Raw genomic sequence first — 16,931 nt, forward strand, 5'->3', positions numbered from 1 at the left:
GCAGCCATGCTGACTTTTCGGTGGGGCGCCCTGGGCGCGCTGCTGCTCGCCACCGCGGGATTGCTCGCGACCGCCCCGATTGCCCACACCCAGCCCGCGCCGACCGGTGTGTCCATCATTGCCGATCTGAAGCTCAGCCGCGAGGGTGTGCTCGAGGTGGTCGAGCAGGTGACGGTGCCGCAGGACAGCACATTCCGGATGTCGCTGCCCTTGCGGCTGAAGGTGAGCGACGATGTCGAGCGCCATTTCAAGGTCACCGATGTGGATACCAAGGGCGCGGGCACCGCGACGGTGGCGAACGATCAATTCACCATCGAGGCGAAACCGGGCGAGTCGACCTTCACCTACTCGGTGCACAACCTCGTCAACGATGCGCCCGGCAGTCAGGTGTTCAACTGGCTCGGCGTGATGGGCACCGATATCGCCTCGATCAGCGCCACCTTGATCAGCCCGAGCTTCGAAATGGGCATCGTGGACTGCAAACTCGGCCAGCCCGGCAACACCAGGCCGTGTGCCGATGTGATGACCGAGGTCGACGGCGTCCTCCATCTGGAGCAGACCGATTTGAAGAAGGGCGAGGCGATCGACCTCACCCTGCAACTGCCGCCGGGCAGTGTGCCGAGCAACGCCGACGTGCGCGGCACCAGCGACTCCGGCCCGTTCGCGATCTCCACACCGGTGCTCATCGCGTTCGGCGTGCTGTTGCTGGCGCTGGCCGGGATGGCCGCCTTCGTCCTTCGTGCGCGGCGCGAGAATGCCGCTGCCGGAACGGGATCGGAGACGCTGGACCCGCTGGTGCGCGACGGCGAACGGGTGCAGTTCACCTCGCCGGACGGGGTATTGCCCGGCGAGGCGGGGCTGCTGCTCGATGAGCATGTCGACCCGGTCGATATCGCCGCCACCGTGGTGGATCTCGCTGTGCGCCGGTACATCTGGATCACGCCGCTCGGTGAGACGGATTGGCGGATCACCCGGGTCAACGCCCCCGACGACCAGTTGCGTGCGTATGAGAAGGCCGTCTACGCCGCGTTGCTGCCCGATGGCACCGACGCCGTCACCATCACCGACCTGCGTGCGCCGGGCCGGGTGCAGTCCGGACCGGTGCGCGCCGCCCTCGTCGCCGACGCGGTCACCCGCGGCACCTTCAGCAATCGCCGTGGCCTGGGCCCGGCGACCTGGCTAGGCGGTGCCTTGCTCGTCGGCGGTGTCGCCGCGACGATCGCGCTTGCGTTGACCTCGGGTCACGCGCTGGTCGGCGTCGCGATCGCCCTCGCCGGTGTCGCCACCCTGCTGCTGCCGAAGTACCTGCCGGTGCGCACCGCGCACGGACTCACCTTGACCAGACAGATCCGCGCACTCCAGCGCGGCCTGGAATCGACCCGGCGCGAACAGGTTCCGCCGCTCGACCAGGAGACCGTGTTCTCCCGCGCCCTGCCCTTCATGGTGATCGGCGGCCGCGCCGACAACTGGATCCGCGCCTTCCGCGACCTGAACCCCTCCGCCGACTCCCAACCCGGCCTCTACTGGTTCGGCAGCTTCGACCGCGACCGCAACCTCCAGCGCTTCGCAGGCCACTTCCCGTTCTTCATCACGGCATTGGAAGGACTGTTCGCCGCGGCGGGCGACCCGCACCGGTAGTACGGCGGCCTACGCGCCCACTATCGATGCACGAGAACCGAGTCCGGCCTGACCGACACGAAAAGTGTCCGCTCAGACCGCTCCCGGAGGTACCGCTCAGTCGCCGAGGGGCGTCCGGCAGATGGCGGCGAGCGGGGCACCGCTCCCATGGCGCCACACAGGCGCGGTATGGGGCGACCGCCCGGTAGCGATACACGGCGCCCCGCGTCGGCAGGCGGGTTGCGGTCCGCGCCGGTAGCGATGCGAGGCGGCCTGCGCGCCCACTATTGATGCAAGAGAACCGAATTCGCCCGGATCGGCCTGAAAACTGTCCGCTCAGGCCGACTCCGGGGTCTATAGCTCAGTCGCCGAGGGTGGTCCGGCGGATGGCGGCGAGCGGGTCCGCGTAGAGCACGCTCAGCGAGGTGACCACCGCGGCGAATTCCTGGACCTTGCCGCCGAATCCGCTGATCCGGATGTCGGTGGGCGGGAGGGTGGAGCCCTGGTTGAAGGCGCGGGCCACGTGGGCGACGGCGGGGCGGTAGCCGGTGAAGGCTTGGCCGCCGAGGATCACCCGGTCGGGGTTGAGCATGTCCCGGACCATGGCCACGGTGTGGCCGAGGATGGTGGCGCGCTCGGCGAGCAGTTCCCTGGCCGGTTCCGAACCGGATTCGGCCGCCCGGTAGAGGTCGACGATGGTGGAGCCCGCGCTGCCGTGGTACGCCGGGATGATGCCGCGCCCGACGGCCCGCGAGTGCAACGAACGGTCGCCGACGGTTACCTCCAGGCAACCCCGTCTGCCGCAGGTGCATTCGACATCCGAGCCGGTCGGCAAGTGCGCGATCGAGCCTGGTCCGTTGCTCGGTGTGTGTACGCGGCCATCCAAAGTGACTGCGACGCCGGCGGTTTCGCGGACGTAGAAGTACAGGCTGCTGCCGCGTTCTGGACCGGTGACGCGTCCGTTGGCGGTGTCGCGCGCTTCGATGGTCGGCAGCAACAACTCCGAGGCCGCCATCGCCTCGACGTGCGGGGCCACCGAGACGGGCAGCTCCAGCACCTCGCCGAGCACGGCGCCGATCTGCGCGCCCTGCCAGTCCAGCTTGGGATGGTCGACCACGCCGGTGAGTGGATCGACCCGCCCGCCGATGGCGACGCCGGCCCACAGCGGCTTGCGCCGGTGCCAGCGCTGCAGGAACGCCTTGGCGCTGCGTGCGACGGTGGTGGTGGCGAATTCCTGGCCGGTTTGCGGGGTGGCGATGGCCAGGCCGCCGAGGATGCGGCCGCGCAGGTCGGCCGCCACGATCTTGGTGACCGCCGCCCCGATGTGGATGCCGAGGGTCAGGTACGCCTCGTGATCGATCTCGAAGGGCACCCGGGGTCGCCCGACCGCACCGGAGGCCGTCAGGTCGGGCCGTTCGCGCAGCAGGCCGGCGGCCAGCAGCGCGGAGACCTGGCGGTTGACCGTCGCGATGCTCAAACCCGTTGAGCGCGCGGCGTTGTCGCGCGAGACGGGGCCGCCGGTGGCGGAGCGGAGCACCGCGGCCGCCGGGTTGTCGGCGATGCGCAGTTCCGGGGCGACCACGGGACGCTGGACGCGAACGCGACCGCCGCCAACCCTGGCGACGGATCGTTCGAGGGTAGGGAGGGACATAGTGCAGATTCCTTGCCGAGGTCCCGCGACTGGCGGGACGTGCCTACATGGGCGACTAGGCAGCAAACGAGCCGGAAAAGCAGCTCAGCTGCAGCAAGGGCGACAACACAGTTCGCGGGTCAATGGCAGCCGCAGACCCAGCGCAGCGGTCACATAGGTGACGCGCAGGGCGCTCGATCGGTTGGCAGACATGTAGATGAAATTAACACCGCTGCCCACGACTCACCAAGCCTCAATCCGCGGCTGTGTTGTCGCACACACCGTTCTCGCAGGTCGCCGCCGAGCCGCGGCAGCCATGTCGGCGGCTTCAGGTGCCGGTCGAGCGAGGAAAGCAGTCGAAAACGAAGGGTCCCGCCCAGCGAGCGGATGCTGGGCGGGTCCCTTGGGGCCTGTCGCGAAGTCCCGTCCGGCGCCTTCGGGGACGTTGCGACAGGCCCAAGTCGCGGCAGTGGCGACCGCGAGCTACTTCGGCGGGTTGAACGGCTGGTTGATCGTGGTGAAGTACTGGATCGCCGCACCGATCGCGACCGGAGCGGTGATGAAGATCTGGCCTGCCACAGTGCCGAGGGCACCCACGGCGATGATGCCGCCGAGGCAACCGATCGCAGCGGCGGGGAGGAACGGGCCGAACAGGCCGATGATGGTGGCCGAGGCGGCGGTGGCGCCGAGGATGCCGCCGAGCACGCAACCGACGGCCGCGCCGCCCAGCCCGCCGACGAGTGTGCCGATGGTCGCGCCCGCACTGATCGTGCTGGTCAGCCGACTCCACGCGGCCTGCTCACGGTCGTACTCGGACTTCCACGGCGCCTTGTCCTCGAAGGGCAGCGCGACCGGCTTGTAGGTGGCGTGCTGCTCGTCGATCTGCGGGGTGAGCGTGGCCGTGCGCTGGGAAATCTGGGCCGCGATCGGGAATTCGAAGTCATCGATGCGCAGCCGCAACGGCGTCGCGGCGATCACGGTGCCGTCGGCCGCCTTGATCTTGAAGGCGTCGTCCTCGACGACCAGCGACCCGGAATCGGTCGTGATGATCGACGACTTGTCGGTGGCGCGCGCGGTGAAGTTCACCGGGCCCTCGGTGGTCTGTGGTGTGGCGACAGAAGTGCCGGCGGCGACTCCGGTCGCCATGGTCACCAGCGCCGCGACCACGGCAAGCTTCCTCATCCTCATGTACTGCGATCCCTCGTTAGACGGTGCTGTCGAGGCAAAGCATCGAGGAGAAAGCCCAGGAGAACGAGGGAAAAACGCAGCCAGATTCCAATGCGAGGCGCGAAAGTTCAGAGCTTGCGGCGCAACTCGCCGAGCCAGTCCGCGGCCTCGTCCGGCGCCGCATCGCTGCCGATCATGTCGATTATCGCGTGGCCGACGCACGCCGCGCGCAGCACCCGGCCCGCCGCCACCTCGGTATCGCCCCACGGGATGAACGGCTTGGCGATCAGCAGCGACGCGATGCCGTGCGCGGCCGCCCATAGGTCGAGCACAACCGGCATCGGGTCACCAGGGGTGATCACGCCCGCGTCCATGCATTGCTGCACCGTCTGCGAAAACCGCTGGAACGCACCGCTACCGAGCACCTGATCCACCGCACCGCCCGCCACGGTCGGCGTGGTCGCCAGCCGATACTGTTCGGGATGCGCCCTGGCGAACCGGACATACGCCAGCCCCTGCTGATACAGCCGGGTGATCGGGGACACCGTCAGATCGGTCTCGGCCGCTATCGCGGCGTCCAGGTCCTCGAAGACCTGCACGACCACCGCCTCGATGAGCTCGTCCTTATCGGCGAAGTGCCGATAGATCGAGGGCGCGCTCACCCCGACCCGCTTGCCGATCTCCCGGATCGACACCGCGTCGGCATGGCCGGTGCGGGCCAGCAATTCCCTTGCCACCTCGAGGATTTCGGTGCGCAGCTGGGCGCCGCTGCCGCGCGCCGAGCGGGATCGGCCGGTACGGATCATTCGCGACCGGCCGGCATGCGCTCGGCGGGAACGGCATCGGCGTGCTCGCGCAACCCGATTCGGGCATGCAGGCGGGCCAGCGGAGCGGGCGCCCACCAGTTCGCGGTGCCCATCAGCTTCATCAGGGCGGGCGCGAGCAGGGTGCGGACGAGGGTGGCGTCGGCGAGCACGGTCAGCGTGAGGCCGAGGCCCATCAGCTGAATGAACGACACTTTGGAGGTCACCATCGCGCCGATCACGATTGCCATGAGAATGGCTGCGGCGGTGAAGATTCGGCCGGTTCTGGCGACGCCGACCGCCAGCGCGTGCTCGTTGTCCTTCGCGGTGCGCACCACGACGCCGTCCACCACCCGGCCGGAGGCGAGCCATTCCTCACGCACCCGGGAGAGCAGGAACACCTCGTAGTCCATCGACATCCCGAACGCGAGGCAGAACATCAGAATCGGCATCGTCGGCGTCATGTAACCCACCGCGGTGAAGCCGAGCAGTCCGGACAGGTGGCCGTCCTGGAATATCCACACCATCGCACCGAACGCTGCGGTCAGCGAAAGAGTATTGAGCACAATGGCTTTGAGCGGCAACAACAGACTGCCGGTGAACAGGAACAGCACCACGAAGGTGGCGAGCGCGATCAGCGCGATGGCCAGCGGCATGCGCTTGCCGAGCGAGTCGAGGGCATCGGCGTTGACCGCCGCGGCCCCGCCGAACAGCGCGGACGAGGGTGCGGGCACCGCCCGCAGATCCCGCAACTGTGCCTCGCCGGTAGGCGAGAACGGGTCGACGCGGGTGGCGACATTGAGGTATTCGCCGGTGTCGTTGGCCATTCCGGGCGGACCGCCTGCCACTCGCGCACCCTTGACGAAGACACCGGCGCTGGACAGCACCGCCGACACCCCGTCGGTGCGGGACAGTCCCTTGGCGTATTCGCCGACCGGCCCGGGCCCGCCTTGATAGCCGTCCAGGACGACGGTGGTGTTGTTGCCCGAGTTGGCCGCCGGGAACTCGGCCCGCAGCACGTCACCGACCTGGCGGCTGGCGGCACTCGTCGGCAGCACCCGGTCGTCGGGGTAGCCGAATTTCACCGAGAGGAACGGTGATCCGAGCGCGAGGAACACCGCGACGAGGATCAGCGCGACCGGTACGGAGTGCCCCATCACCCAGGTCACTGTGCGATACCAGCGGCTCTGTTCCGGCACCAGCGGTGTCATCGGATCGGGAGCGGACCGGCCGAACATGCGGCGCAACGGAACTCGGATGTCGAGCGCGTTCACCCGGTGCCCGAGCAGCGCCAGCGCGGCGGGCAGGATCACGATCGCCGCCGCAGCGGCCGTGGCGACCACCGCGACGCCGGCGTAGGCGAACGAGCGCAGGAAGTAGATGTCGAAGATGCTCAGCACGGCCAGCGAAAGCGCCACGGTCAGTGCGGAATACAGCACCGTGCGGCCCGCGGTCTGCACCGCGCGAATGGTGGCGGGCACCGGATCGAGGCCGTTGGCGAGTTCCTCGCGGTACCGGCTGACGATGAACAGGCTGTAGTCGATCGCCAACGCGAGTCCTAGCGCGGTGGTCATGTTCAGCGCGTAGATGGACACGTCGGTGATCAGCGTGAACATCCGCAGAATGGCCAGCGTGACCAGGATGGCGAAGATGCCGACGGTCAGCGGCAGCGCGGCCGCGATCAGACTGCCGAACACCAGCACGAGCACGAGCAGTGAGATCGGTATCGCCACGCCCTCCGCGAGGGCGAGGTCGTGGGTGATCTGTTCGTTCACATCGTGATAGACGGCGGCGATGCCGCTCTGCCGGACGGTGACGCCGTCGGTGGTCCCGGTGAGTTGCTCGGTGAGCTCGCCCGCGGTCCGCTGCGCGTCGGTCTCGTCGCCGGTCAGGTACGCCAGCACCAGCGCATCCTTACCGCTGGTGCTGCGCAGCGCGGAGGCCACCGCGGGCTGGGCGGTCCAATACGACTGCACGCCCTTGACGTCGGCGCGGGCGCGCAGCGTGTCCACCAGGTGGATGCCCGCCGCGCGGGTGGCCGGTGCGTCGGCACCCGCCGCCGAGCTGACCAGCAGCACGTAGTTGGGCGAGGCACCCTCGAAATTGTCCGCGAGTAGCCGCGCGACCTCGGACGACTCCGCATCGGGCGAGGTGAAGCCCGCCGACTTCAGATGCGACGCCGCCGTCGCGCCGAACACCCCGCACAGGATCGCCAGGGCGGCCGCGGCGAGCAGGATCGCCCGTGGATATCGGGTGGCGATCTGAGCAATCCGAATCAGCACGCGCGGCTCCCTTGCTCGGCGCAGTAGGTTAACGGCGTTAGCGTAACGCCGTTAACGACCCAACGATAGAGCGCACTTTCGCTCGTTCAGTGATCCCGATCACCGGCGCTTCCCTGGCCGAAGTGGCCTTCACCGAACCGGCGCGGCGAGTGTCCGTGCACACCCTCGGCGTAGGCGGTCTCGGCGTGCAGTGCGAAGTCGATGCCCGCCGTCTCGTCCTCGGGGCTCACCCGGAAGCCGATGGTGCGATCGATCAGCTTGCCGAGCGCGAAGCTCACCGCGAATGCGTACGCCGCGACGACGAGCACACCGACCACCTGCTTGCCGAGCTGCGCCAATCCGCCGCCGAAGAACAATCCTTCGACGCCACCGGTCATCACCTGGGTGGCGAGCAGCCCGATCAAGACCGTCCCGACGATGCCGCCGACGAAGTGCACGCCGACCACGTCGAGCGAGTCGTCATAGCCCGCTTTGAATTTCCAGCCCACCGCGAACGAGCACACCACGCCGGCCGCGAGCCCGACGATCAGCGCGCCGAACGTATTCACCGACCCGCAGGACGGCGTGATCGCCACCAGGCCGGCCACCACGCCGGACGCCGCACCGAAGGTGGTCGGCCTGCCGTCGCGGATCTGCTCGACCGCGAGCCAGCCGAGCATGCCGAGGCAGCCTGCCACCAGCGTGTTCAGAAAGACCGCCGCCGCAACACCATTCGCGGACAACGCGGATCCGGCATTGAAGCCGAACCAGCCGAACCACAGCAGGCCCGCACCGAGCAGCACGAAGGGGAGATTGTGCGGGCGCATCGCGTCGATCTTGAATCCGATGCGCGGGCCGAGTACCAGCGCGAGCGCGAGTGCCGAAGCGCCGGAAGCGATCTCGACGACGAGGCCACCCGCATAGTCCAGCGCGCCGAACGAGGCGAGCCAGCCGTCCGGCCCCCAGACCCAGTGCGCGATCGGCGCGTAGACCGCCAGCGCCCAGAGCGGCACGAAGATCATCCAGGCGGCGAATTTCGCGCGGTCCGCGATGGCGCCGCTGACCAGGGCCGCGGTCAGGATCGCGAAGGTCAGCTGGAAGGTGGCGAACAGTAGCTCCGGTACCGCGCCGCGCAGCGTGGTCGGATCGATGCCGGCCATGCCGACATGGTCGAGGTTGCCGATCAACCCGCCGCCCGCGTCGTCGCTGAAGGCCAGGCTGTAGCCGAACAGCAGCCAGGCGACGGTCACCAGCGGGATCGCGATGAAGTTCATCATCAGCATGTTGAGCACGCCGGTCGAGCGCACCATCCCGCCGTAGAACAGCGCGAGCGCCGGGGTCATCAGCAGCACCAGGGCTGTGCTGATGAGCAGCCAGGCGGTGGCCGCGGGATCCAGGGTTGTGGACAAGGTAACTCCTTCCACGCGGGGTGCGTTGCAAGGAAATTACCGAATGCTCATTCCCGGATTTGCGCTGGTCTAGGAGTTGCGCGCCACTTCGGACATGGGATGTTTGCCCTCGGGAGCCGTGAAATCGGGTGCGATCAGACGCGGGATTTGCGGGCTATCGCGCGCTGACCGCGCTTGCCGGGCACCGGGAGATCGTCCTGGATGGCGACCCATTCGGCGGTGGTCAGCCACCGTTCCTGGACGCGGGCGTCGGCGGTGTTGTGGAAGACCCGGCGGCCGCGATCGTCACGCAGCTCTTGGGCGACGGTGGACCAGCGCGGGGCGCGGCCGTGCTCGGCCTGGTAGTCGGCGAGGTAGGCCGCCACCGCGGTGCCGATCGTGTTCACCGGACGCAGCGAGACGCGGTTGCCGTACTGGTCGGAGTAGAACCGCCGTCCGGCGCACAGCGATCCGGCGTTGGCGTTGGAGGCGATCCAGCCCGCGCGCTGGGCGCGTTCGATCAGCCAGAGGTGCTTCACCGCGGACGGGGCGATGTCGCCGATGCGGGTCCGGATCAGGGACATGACCTCGTCGGAGGACAGCACGTCGCGCCGGGTCGGGCCGATGCCGTGTGCGGTCCAGTGCGCGTCGGCGAGGGTGGCGAGCGCGCGGCCGAAGTCGTCGATGCTGCGTTGGGCGCGGCGGCCGAGGCGCTCGATGCGTTCGGCCTCGCGGCGCATCTCGTTCTGCGCGGTGAGGGTGCGGATCGCGGCCATAGTGGGCACCTGGCCGCGCTCGAGCAGCTCGAGGATGGCGGCGGAGGTAGCGGGGTCGGCCGCGGCGGCCACCGGGAGCGAGTCGCGTTTGATCGCGAAGTCCTGGGGGCTGATCGCGCGGCTCAGCAGATCGACCGCAGAGCGGTCGCCGGCGAAGTCGGTGCTGGAAAGCAACGCGGTGGCGATGTCATCAGGCGACGGCACGGTGAGAAGTTCCTCCGATGGAAGTGGCACTCGGCTGCGCTGGAACTTTGGTTGTGCGGGAACTTTGGTTGTGCCCCGGTCGGGATGAGGGACCGGCCGGGGCAACCAACCTGATGAAGGTTTGGCTACCGAAGTTGCCGTTTGCCACGGTAGCCAGCGGATTGCGTCGGTGTCACGTGCGTTGACGCTTTCGTTATCTCCACAAACCTGCGGTAAATCGGGGCGTGAGTACATATTTTCCGGTCTACAAGGGGGAATTGAGCGGTATTTTCCCGCGTTCGACCGGTGCCTCGTCAGCGATAGCTCATGCGTTGCCGCTGTTGTTATCGGTCAGCGGGCGTTAAGAAGGCCTGTGGAATCCTGTGATTTGGATCACATAACGATGACCGTCGGCGGCGGGGTTTCGCCGCGCCTGGCCCGGCGGTCAGCGCGAGTGTTCTTTGTCGGTGCGCGCCGGTAACCTCTGGCCGTGGCTCTGTACCGGAAGTACCGACCGGCAACGTTCGCTGAGGTAGTGGGTCAGGAGCACGTCACCGACCCACTGAGCATCGCCCTGGACACCGGCCGGATCAGTCATGCCTACCTGTTCTCCGGCCCGCGTGGCTGCGGCAAGACCTCCTCGGCGCGCATCCTCGCGCGGTCGCTGAACTGTGTGCAGGGGCCGACCTCGACGCCGTGTGGTGTGTGCCCCTCCTGTATCGCGCTCGGCCCGGGCGGGCCGGGCAATCTAGACGTGATCGAGCTCGACGCCGCGAGTCACGGCGGCGTCGACGACACTCGCGAACTGCGCGACCGCGCCTTCTACGCCCCCGCCGAATCCCGCTACCGGGTGTTCATCGTCGACGAGGCGCACATGGTCACCACGGCGGGCTTCAACGCGCTGCTGAAGATCGTCGAGGAGCCGCCGGCGCACCTGATCTTCATCTTCGCCACTACCGAGCCGGACAAGGTGCTGCCGACCATCCGTTCGCGCACCCACCACTACCCGTTCCGGCTGCTGCCGCCCGCCACTATGCGCGGACTGCTCGGCAAGATCTGCGACCAGGAGCAGGTGACCGTCGAAGAGGCGGTGTACCCCTTGGTGATTCGCGCGGGCGGTGGTTCGCCGCGCGACAGCCTCAGCGTGCTCGACCAGCTGCTGGCCGGTGCCGGTCCGGAGGGCGTTACCTACTCCCGAGCGGTCTCGCTGCTCGGTGTCACCGATGTCGCGTTGATCGATGACGCGGTCCTCGCGCTGGCCGACAACGACGGCGCCGCCCTGTTCGGCACCGTCGACCGCGTGATGGAGGCGGGTCACGATCCGCGCCGCTTCGCCGTCGACCTGCTCGAGCGGTTGCGTGACCTGATCCTGATGCGCGCGGTCCCCGACGCCATCGACCGCGGCCTGGTGTCCGGCCCCGGCGACGTCCTCGACCGCATGCGCGACCAAGCCGGGCGCATCGGCCCGGCCACCTTGGCTCGCTACGCCGAACTGCTGCACGCGGCACTCGGCGAGATGCGTGGCGCCACGTCGCCACGCCTGCTGCTGGAAGTGGTCTGCGCGCGCATGCTGCTGCCGTCGGTGTCCGATGCGGAGTCCGCCACGCTGCAGCGCTTGGAACGCCTCGAACGCGGGTTCGCCGGTGGCGCGGTTCCCGCCGCGCCCGCCGCACCGAGTTCGGCGACCGCTGCCCCCGCTGCGCGACCGGCGCCCGTCAATGCTTCCCCTGCCGAATCGAACCGCCGACGCGGTGCCGAGGCGCTCGCCGCCATTCGCCGCGAGACGGCGGGTGCGCCCGCGTCGGACAGCGCGAGCGCCGCGCCGGGGCCGGACCGAGATGTGTCCGCCAGGTCCGGGGCCGGGCTGGGTGCGAGTTCAGCTGCCCGTGGTCAGGAGACCGGCGGGGAAGGTCCTGTGGACAACACGGCTGTCGGTGCGGAGGCCGGGCCGGTGGATCCGGATGGACAGCTCTCGTCCCCAGCGCAACACCAAGGCGAACAGGCGGTCTCGCCGACGGATGCCGGTGGCGGACAGGTGCCCGCCGCAGGGCAACCCGCGCCGTCGCAGTCTGCGCCGATGACCGCCGAAGCCGCGCCAACTGCCGCGACCGCGTTGGTCGCCGACGCAGCAACGAACACCGACGCAGCGTCGAACATCGCAGCAGCGTCGAACATCGCAGCAGCGCCGGACGCCGCAGCAGCGCCGGACGCCGCGATCACGCCGAACGCAGCAACCGCGCCAACCACCGCCGCAGCGCCAACCACCGCCGCAGCGCCAACCACCGCCGCAGCGCCAACCACCGCCGCAGCGTCGAACACTGCGGCAGCGTCGAACACTGCGGCAGCGCCAACCGCGGCGACCGCACCGAACGCTGGCGCAGCGCCAACCGCGGCGACCGCGCCGAACACTGGCGCAGCGCCCGACGCCGCGACCGCGCCGACTGCCGCGACTGCGTCAACTGTGGAGGCCGCCGTAGCCGCGCAACCAGAGCCGGCTCAGGCCGGGTCGAATGCGGACCTGCTGCGTGAGGTCGAGGGCGCCTGGGCGGATATCCGCACCAAGGTGCGGGAGTTCGGCGCGGCCGTGCAGGCGATGCTGGCCGGTGCCTCGGTCTCGCGTATCGACGGCAACACGATCGTGTTCGCCCATCAGCACGCGCCGTTGGCGCAGCGGCTCTCCGACCCGCGCAACCTGGACGCAGTGCGTTCGGCGGTTCGTGCCGTGCTCGGGCGTGAGCACGACGTGCGGTGGGAGGCGGGCGGCGCGGCGCAGCGACCCGCGGCGGCGCGGGCCGGCGCGCAGGCGAAACCGCAGCGCGGTGCCGGACAGCCTGCGGGGCGTGAATCCGGCAACGCGGCCGGGAGCGGTACGGATGCCCCTGCCCCGCCGCGTTTCTCGCGGCCGAGCCAAGCCAAGAGCGCCGCAGCGGATAAGCCCGCCGCGAACAAACCGCGCGCGTGGGGCGACGACGACATTCCCCCGCCCGATTTCCCGGATCTACCGGATGATCCCGGCCCTTTTGACGCAGCGCCGCCCGAGTCGGCGCAGCCCCAGGTCGGTAGTGAGGTCAACGGCGGCGGCCTGCCCGCCGACGGGGTGGTGCCCGCCTCCACCGCGGAGGACGAGGAGGAGATGATCCGCGCCGCGGCCGTCCCGGTGGCGCCGGAGGATCGGCGCGACCCCGACGAGGTCGCCCTCGAATTGCTGAAGAGTGAGCTGGGGGCCACACAGCTGAGTGGTTGACAACCACCGCCGTCACGACGTTAAGTTAACCGGAGTTCGCACACCACGGTAGTATGAACGGGTGGCCGTGAGCTCCGGTACGACGAGGTTCTATGGTATGCCCAGGCGTACGGGCGATCGGAACCTGCGTCCGCCATCGCATGCCGCGTTTTGTACAGCGTATGCACGGCGAGCGTCAGGGCCGAAGGAGCAAGCTTGCGTAACCACGTAGGCCCAGAGAGTTGTGCAAATTCAATACGGCACGGTCGGTCGCAGGACCGGTCGGCGAGGTTACCCGCAGCTGTTCCGCATCGCGTGGAGTAGCCGCACAGAGCGCTCGGACGGACGACGTCCGGCCGCCGCACCTTTAAGGAAGGAACACTCCGATATGACCACAGAGGCCTACATTTACGAGGCCATCCGCACTCCGCGCGGCCGCGGCAAGAAGAACGGCTCGCTGCATTCGGTCAAGCCGATCGACTTGACTGTTGGTCTGATCCAGGAGCTGCGCGGCCGCTTCCCGAACCTCGACGAAGACCGGATCTCGGATCTGATCCTCGGTGTCGTCAGCCCCGTCGGCGACCAGGGCATGGATATCGCCCGCACCGCGGTGACCGTGGCGGGCCTGCCCGACACCGTCGGCGGCTTCCAGCTCAACCGATTCTGTGCCTCCGGCCTCGAGGCCGTCAACCTGGCCGCGCAGAAGGTGCGCTCCGGCTTCGACGACCTGGTCATCGCCGGTGGCGTCGAGTCCATGTCCCGCGTGGCGATGGGCTCCGACGGCGGCGCGTGGGCGCTCGACCCGGCGACCAACTACGACACCTACTTTGTGCCGCAGGGTGTTTCGGCCGACCTGATCGCCACCATCGAGGGCTTCAGCCGCGATGACGTCGACGCCTACGCGGTGCGCTCGCAGGAGCTGGCCGCCAAGGCCACCACCGGCGGCTACTTCGCCAAGTCGGTCGTCCCGGTCAAGGACCAGAACGGCATCGTCGTGCTGGACAAGGACGAGCACATGCGTCCCGGCACCACCGCCGAGGACCTGGCCAAGCTCAACCCGTCCTTCGCCGTGATCGGTGAGATGGGCGGCTTCGACGCCGTGGCGCTGCAGAAGTACTACTTCGTCGAGAAGATCAACCACGTGCACCACGGTGGCAACAGCTCGGGCATCGTCGACGGTGCCGCGCTGGTGCTCGTCGGCACCGAAGAGGCGGGCAAGGCGTCCGGCCTGACCCCGCGTGCGCGCGTCGTCGCGACCGCCACCAGCGGCGCCGACTCCACCATCATGCTGACCGGTCCCACCCCGGCCGCCAAGAAGGCGCTGGCCAAGGCGGGCCTGTCGATCGAGGACATGGACCTCGTCGAGATCAACGAGGCGTTCGCCTCGGTGGTGCTCAAGTTCCAGAAGGACCTGAACATCCCGGACGAGAAGCTGAACGTCAACGGTGGCGCGATCGCCATGGGCCACCCGCTGGGTGCCACCGGCGCGATGATCACCGGCACCATGGTCGACGAGCTGGAGCGCCGCAACGGCCGCTACGCGCTGATCACCCTGTGCATCGGCGGCGGCATGGGCGTGGCGACCATCATCGAGCGCGTCTAAACCCCAACCGGCAGCTGAGAATTCAAGGAGACACAGAGCTGTGAGCGAAACCAACATGATCGGTTGGGAGCAGGATTCGGACGGCATCGTCACGCTGACGATGGACGACCCGAACCAGGGCGCCAACACGATGAACGAGCTGTACAAGGCGTCGATGACCGCGACGGTCGAGCGGCTCGAGGCCGAGAAGGACAGCATCACCGGCGTGGTGCTGACCTCGGCGAAGAAGACCTTCTTCGCCGGTGGCGACCTGAAGAACATGATGAAGGTCGGCCCGGAAGACGGCCAGGGCCTGATGGATGAGCTCTTCGCCATCAAGGACGCGCTGCGTCGCCTGGAGACCCTGGGCAAGCCGGTCGTCTCCGCCATCAACGGCGCCGCGCTCGGCGGTGGCCTGGAGATCACCCTGGCGACCCACTACCGGATCGCCGCCGACGTACCGGGCGTGCAGCTCGGTCTGCCCGAGGTGAGCCTGGGCCTGCTGCCCGCCGGTGGCGGTGTCACCCGCACCGTGCGCATGCTCGGCCTGCAGAACGCGCTCATGCAGGTGCTGCTGCAGGGCAACAAGTACCGCCCCGCGAAGGCCAAGGAGATCGGCCTGATCAACGAGGTCGTCGGCTCGGTCGAGGAACTGGTGCCCGCCGCCAAGGCGTGGATCAAGGCCAACCCCGAGGGTGGCGTGCAGCCGTGGGACAAGAAGGGCTACAAGATCCCCGGTGGCACCCCGTCCACCCCGGCCTTCGCGGCGAACCTGCCCGCGTTCCCGGCCAACCTGCGTAAGCAGCTCAAGGGCACCAACATGCCTGCCCCGCGGGCCATCATGGCCGCCGCGGTCGAGGGCTCGCAGGTCGACATCGACAACGCGTCGCTGATCGAGTCGCGCTACTTCGTGCACCTGCTCACCGGGCCGGTCGCGAAGAACATGATCCAGGCGTTCTTCTTCGACCTGCAGGCCATCAACAACGGTGGCTCGCGGCCGAAGGACGTGCCGAAGAAGGACATCAAGAAGATCGGCGTGCTCGGCGCGGGCATGATGGGCGCGGGCATCGCGTACGTCTCCGCCAAGGCGGGCTACCAGGTCGTGCTCAAGGACGTCACCATCGAGGCGGCCGAGCGCGGCAAGAACTACTCCGAGAAGATCGAGGCCAAGGCCCTGTCCCGGGGCAAGACCACCGAGGAGAAGTCCAAGGCGCTGCTGGACCGGATCACTCCGTCCGCCGACGCCAAGGATTTCGACGGCGTGGACTTCGTGATCGAGGCGGTCTTCGAGAACACCGAGCTCAAGCACAAGGTGTTCCAGGAGATCGAGGACATCGTCACCCCGGACGCGCTGCTCGGCTCCAACACCTCCACCCTGCCGATCACCGGCCTCGCCGCCGGGGTGAAGCGCCAGGAAGACTTCATCGGCATCCACTTCTTCTCGCCGGTCGACAAGATGCCGCTGGTGGAGATCATCAAGGGTGAGAAGACCTCGCCCGAGGCGCTGGCTCGGGTGTTCGACTACACCCTCGCGATCAAGAAGACCCCGATCGTCGTCAACGACAGCCGTGGCTTCTTCACCTCGCGCGTGATCGGCACCTTCGTCAACGAGGCGATCGCCATGCTCACCGAGGGCATCGAGCCCGCGACCATCGAGCAGGCCGGTCTGCAGGCGGGCTACCCGGCCGCGCCGCTGCAGCTCTCCGATGAGCTGAACATGAAGCTCATGCAGAAGATCGCCAAGGAGACCATCGAGGCCGCCCAGGCGGGCGACACCACGATGGGCAAGAAGCGCCACCCGGCGCAGGACGTCATCGACTACATGGTCGGTGAGGGTCGTCCGGGTCGCCTCGAGAAGGCGGGCTTCTACGAGTACGACGAGAACGGCAAGCGCACCGGTCTGTGGCCCGGCCTGCGTGAGCACTTCAAGACCACAGCGGATTTCACGGTGCCGCTGCAGGATCTGATCGACCGCATGCTGTTCGCGGAGGCGATCGAGACCCAGAAGTGTTTCGACGAGGGTGTGCTGGAGACCACCGCCGACGCCAACATCGGCTCGATCTTCGGCATCGGCTTCCCGGCCTGGACCGGTGGTGTGCACCAGTTCATCGTCGGTTACCCGGGCGGGCAGGCGGCGTTCGTCGAGCGCGCCGACTACCTTGCCAAGACCTACGGCGATCGCTTCGAGGTTCCGGCCTCGCTGCGTAAGTAGTCACCAACGGTAAAGCCCGCCATCGCGTTTCGCGGTGGCGGGCTTTCGCCGTTTTCAGCGTGGGTGATTTGGGTGATGTTCACCCGCCG

10 protein-coding genes are annotated in these 16,931 nt (G+C 68.4%); 4 read left to right on the forward strand and 6 right to left on the reverse strand.

What is annotated here, in order from left to right; genetic code table 11:
* Positions 1-6: 6 nt before the first annotated feature.
* On the forward strand, positions 7-1,638 hold the full coding sequence (locus DMB37_RS22310) for a DUF2207 domain-containing protein (protein ID WP_135234368.1): 1,632 nt from the start codon (positions 7-9) through the stop codon (positions 1,636-1,638).
* A gap of 340 nt (positions 1,639-1,978) precedes the next feature.
* Here DMB37_RS22310 and DMB37_RS22315 read toward each other — a convergent pair whose 3' ends face one another.
* The 6 genes from DMB37_RS22315 to DMB37_RS22340 form a co-directional block, all read right to left on the reverse strand.
* On the reverse strand, positions 1,979-3,268 hold the full coding sequence (locus tag DMB37_RS22315) for an ROK family transcriptional regulator (RefSeq protein ID WP_135234369.1): 1,290 nt from the start codon (positions 3,266-3,268) through the stop codon (positions 1,979-1,981).
* A gap of 462 nt (positions 3,269-3,730) precedes the next feature.
* Positions 3,731-4,435, reverse strand: a complete 705-nt coding sequence (locus DMB37_RS22320; RefSeq protein ID WP_135234370.1) for a hypothetical protein — start codon at positions 4,433-4,435, stop codon at positions 3,731-3,733.
* Between the two features lie 107 nt (positions 4,436-4,542).
* Positions 4,543-5,220, reverse strand: a complete 678-nt coding sequence (locus DMB37_RS22325) for a TetR/AcrR family transcriptional regulator (RefSeq protein ID WP_135234371.1) — start codon at positions 5,218-5,220, stop codon at positions 4,543-4,545.
* A complete protein-coding gene (locus DMB37_RS22330) occupies positions 5,217-7,499 on the reverse strand; it encodes an MMPL family transporter (protein ID WP_135234372.1) in 2,283 nt (760 codons plus the stop codon). Before DMB37_RS22330 ends, DMB37_RS22325 begins: the two co-directional genes overlap by 4 nt.
* An 86-nt stretch (positions 7,500-7,585) precedes the next feature.
* The gene (locus DMB37_RS22335) at positions 7,586-8,887 is read right to left on the reverse strand and encodes an ammonium transporter (RefSeq protein ID WP_135234373.1); all 1,302 of its coding nucleotides are present in this window, start codon (positions 8,885-8,887) and stop codon (positions 7,586-7,588) included.
* A gap of 134 nt (positions 8,888-9,021) precedes the next feature.
* Positions 9,022-9,846, reverse strand: a complete 825-nt coding sequence (locus DMB37_RS22340) for a hypothetical protein (RefSeq protein WP_135234374.1) — start codon at positions 9,844-9,846, stop codon at positions 9,022-9,024.
* A gap of 469 nt (positions 9,847-10,315) precedes the next feature.
* Between DMB37_RS22340 and DMB37_RS22345 the strand changes: the two genes are divergently transcribed.
* The 3 genes from DMB37_RS22345 (at position 10,316) to DMB37_RS22355 (ending at position 16,842) form a co-directional block, all read left to right on the forward strand.
* Positions 10,316-13,069, forward strand: a complete 2,754-nt coding sequence (locus DMB37_RS22345) for a DNA polymerase III subunit gamma and tau (protein WP_135234375.1) — start codon at positions 10,316-10,318, stop codon at positions 13,067-13,069.
* A gap of 367 nt (positions 13,070-13,436) precedes the next feature.
* A complete protein-coding gene (locus DMB37_RS22350; protein ID WP_107653703.1) occupies positions 13,437-14,651 on the forward strand; it encodes an acetyl-CoA C-acetyltransferase in 1,215 nt (404 codons plus the stop codon).
* A gap of 40 nt (positions 14,652-14,691) precedes the next feature.
* Entirely contained in the window at positions 14,692-16,842 is a 2,151-nt protein-coding gene (locus DMB37_RS22355) for a 3-hydroxyacyl-CoA dehydrogenase NAD-binding domain-containing protein (RefSeq protein WP_135234376.1), read from the forward strand.
* Positions 16,843-16,931: the final 89 nt, after the last annotated feature.

The organism is Nocardia sp. CS682, from assembly GCF_004634405.1.
Lineage (GTDB): Bacteria > Actinomycetota > Actinomycetes > Mycobacteriales > Mycobacteriaceae > Nocardia > Nocardia ninae.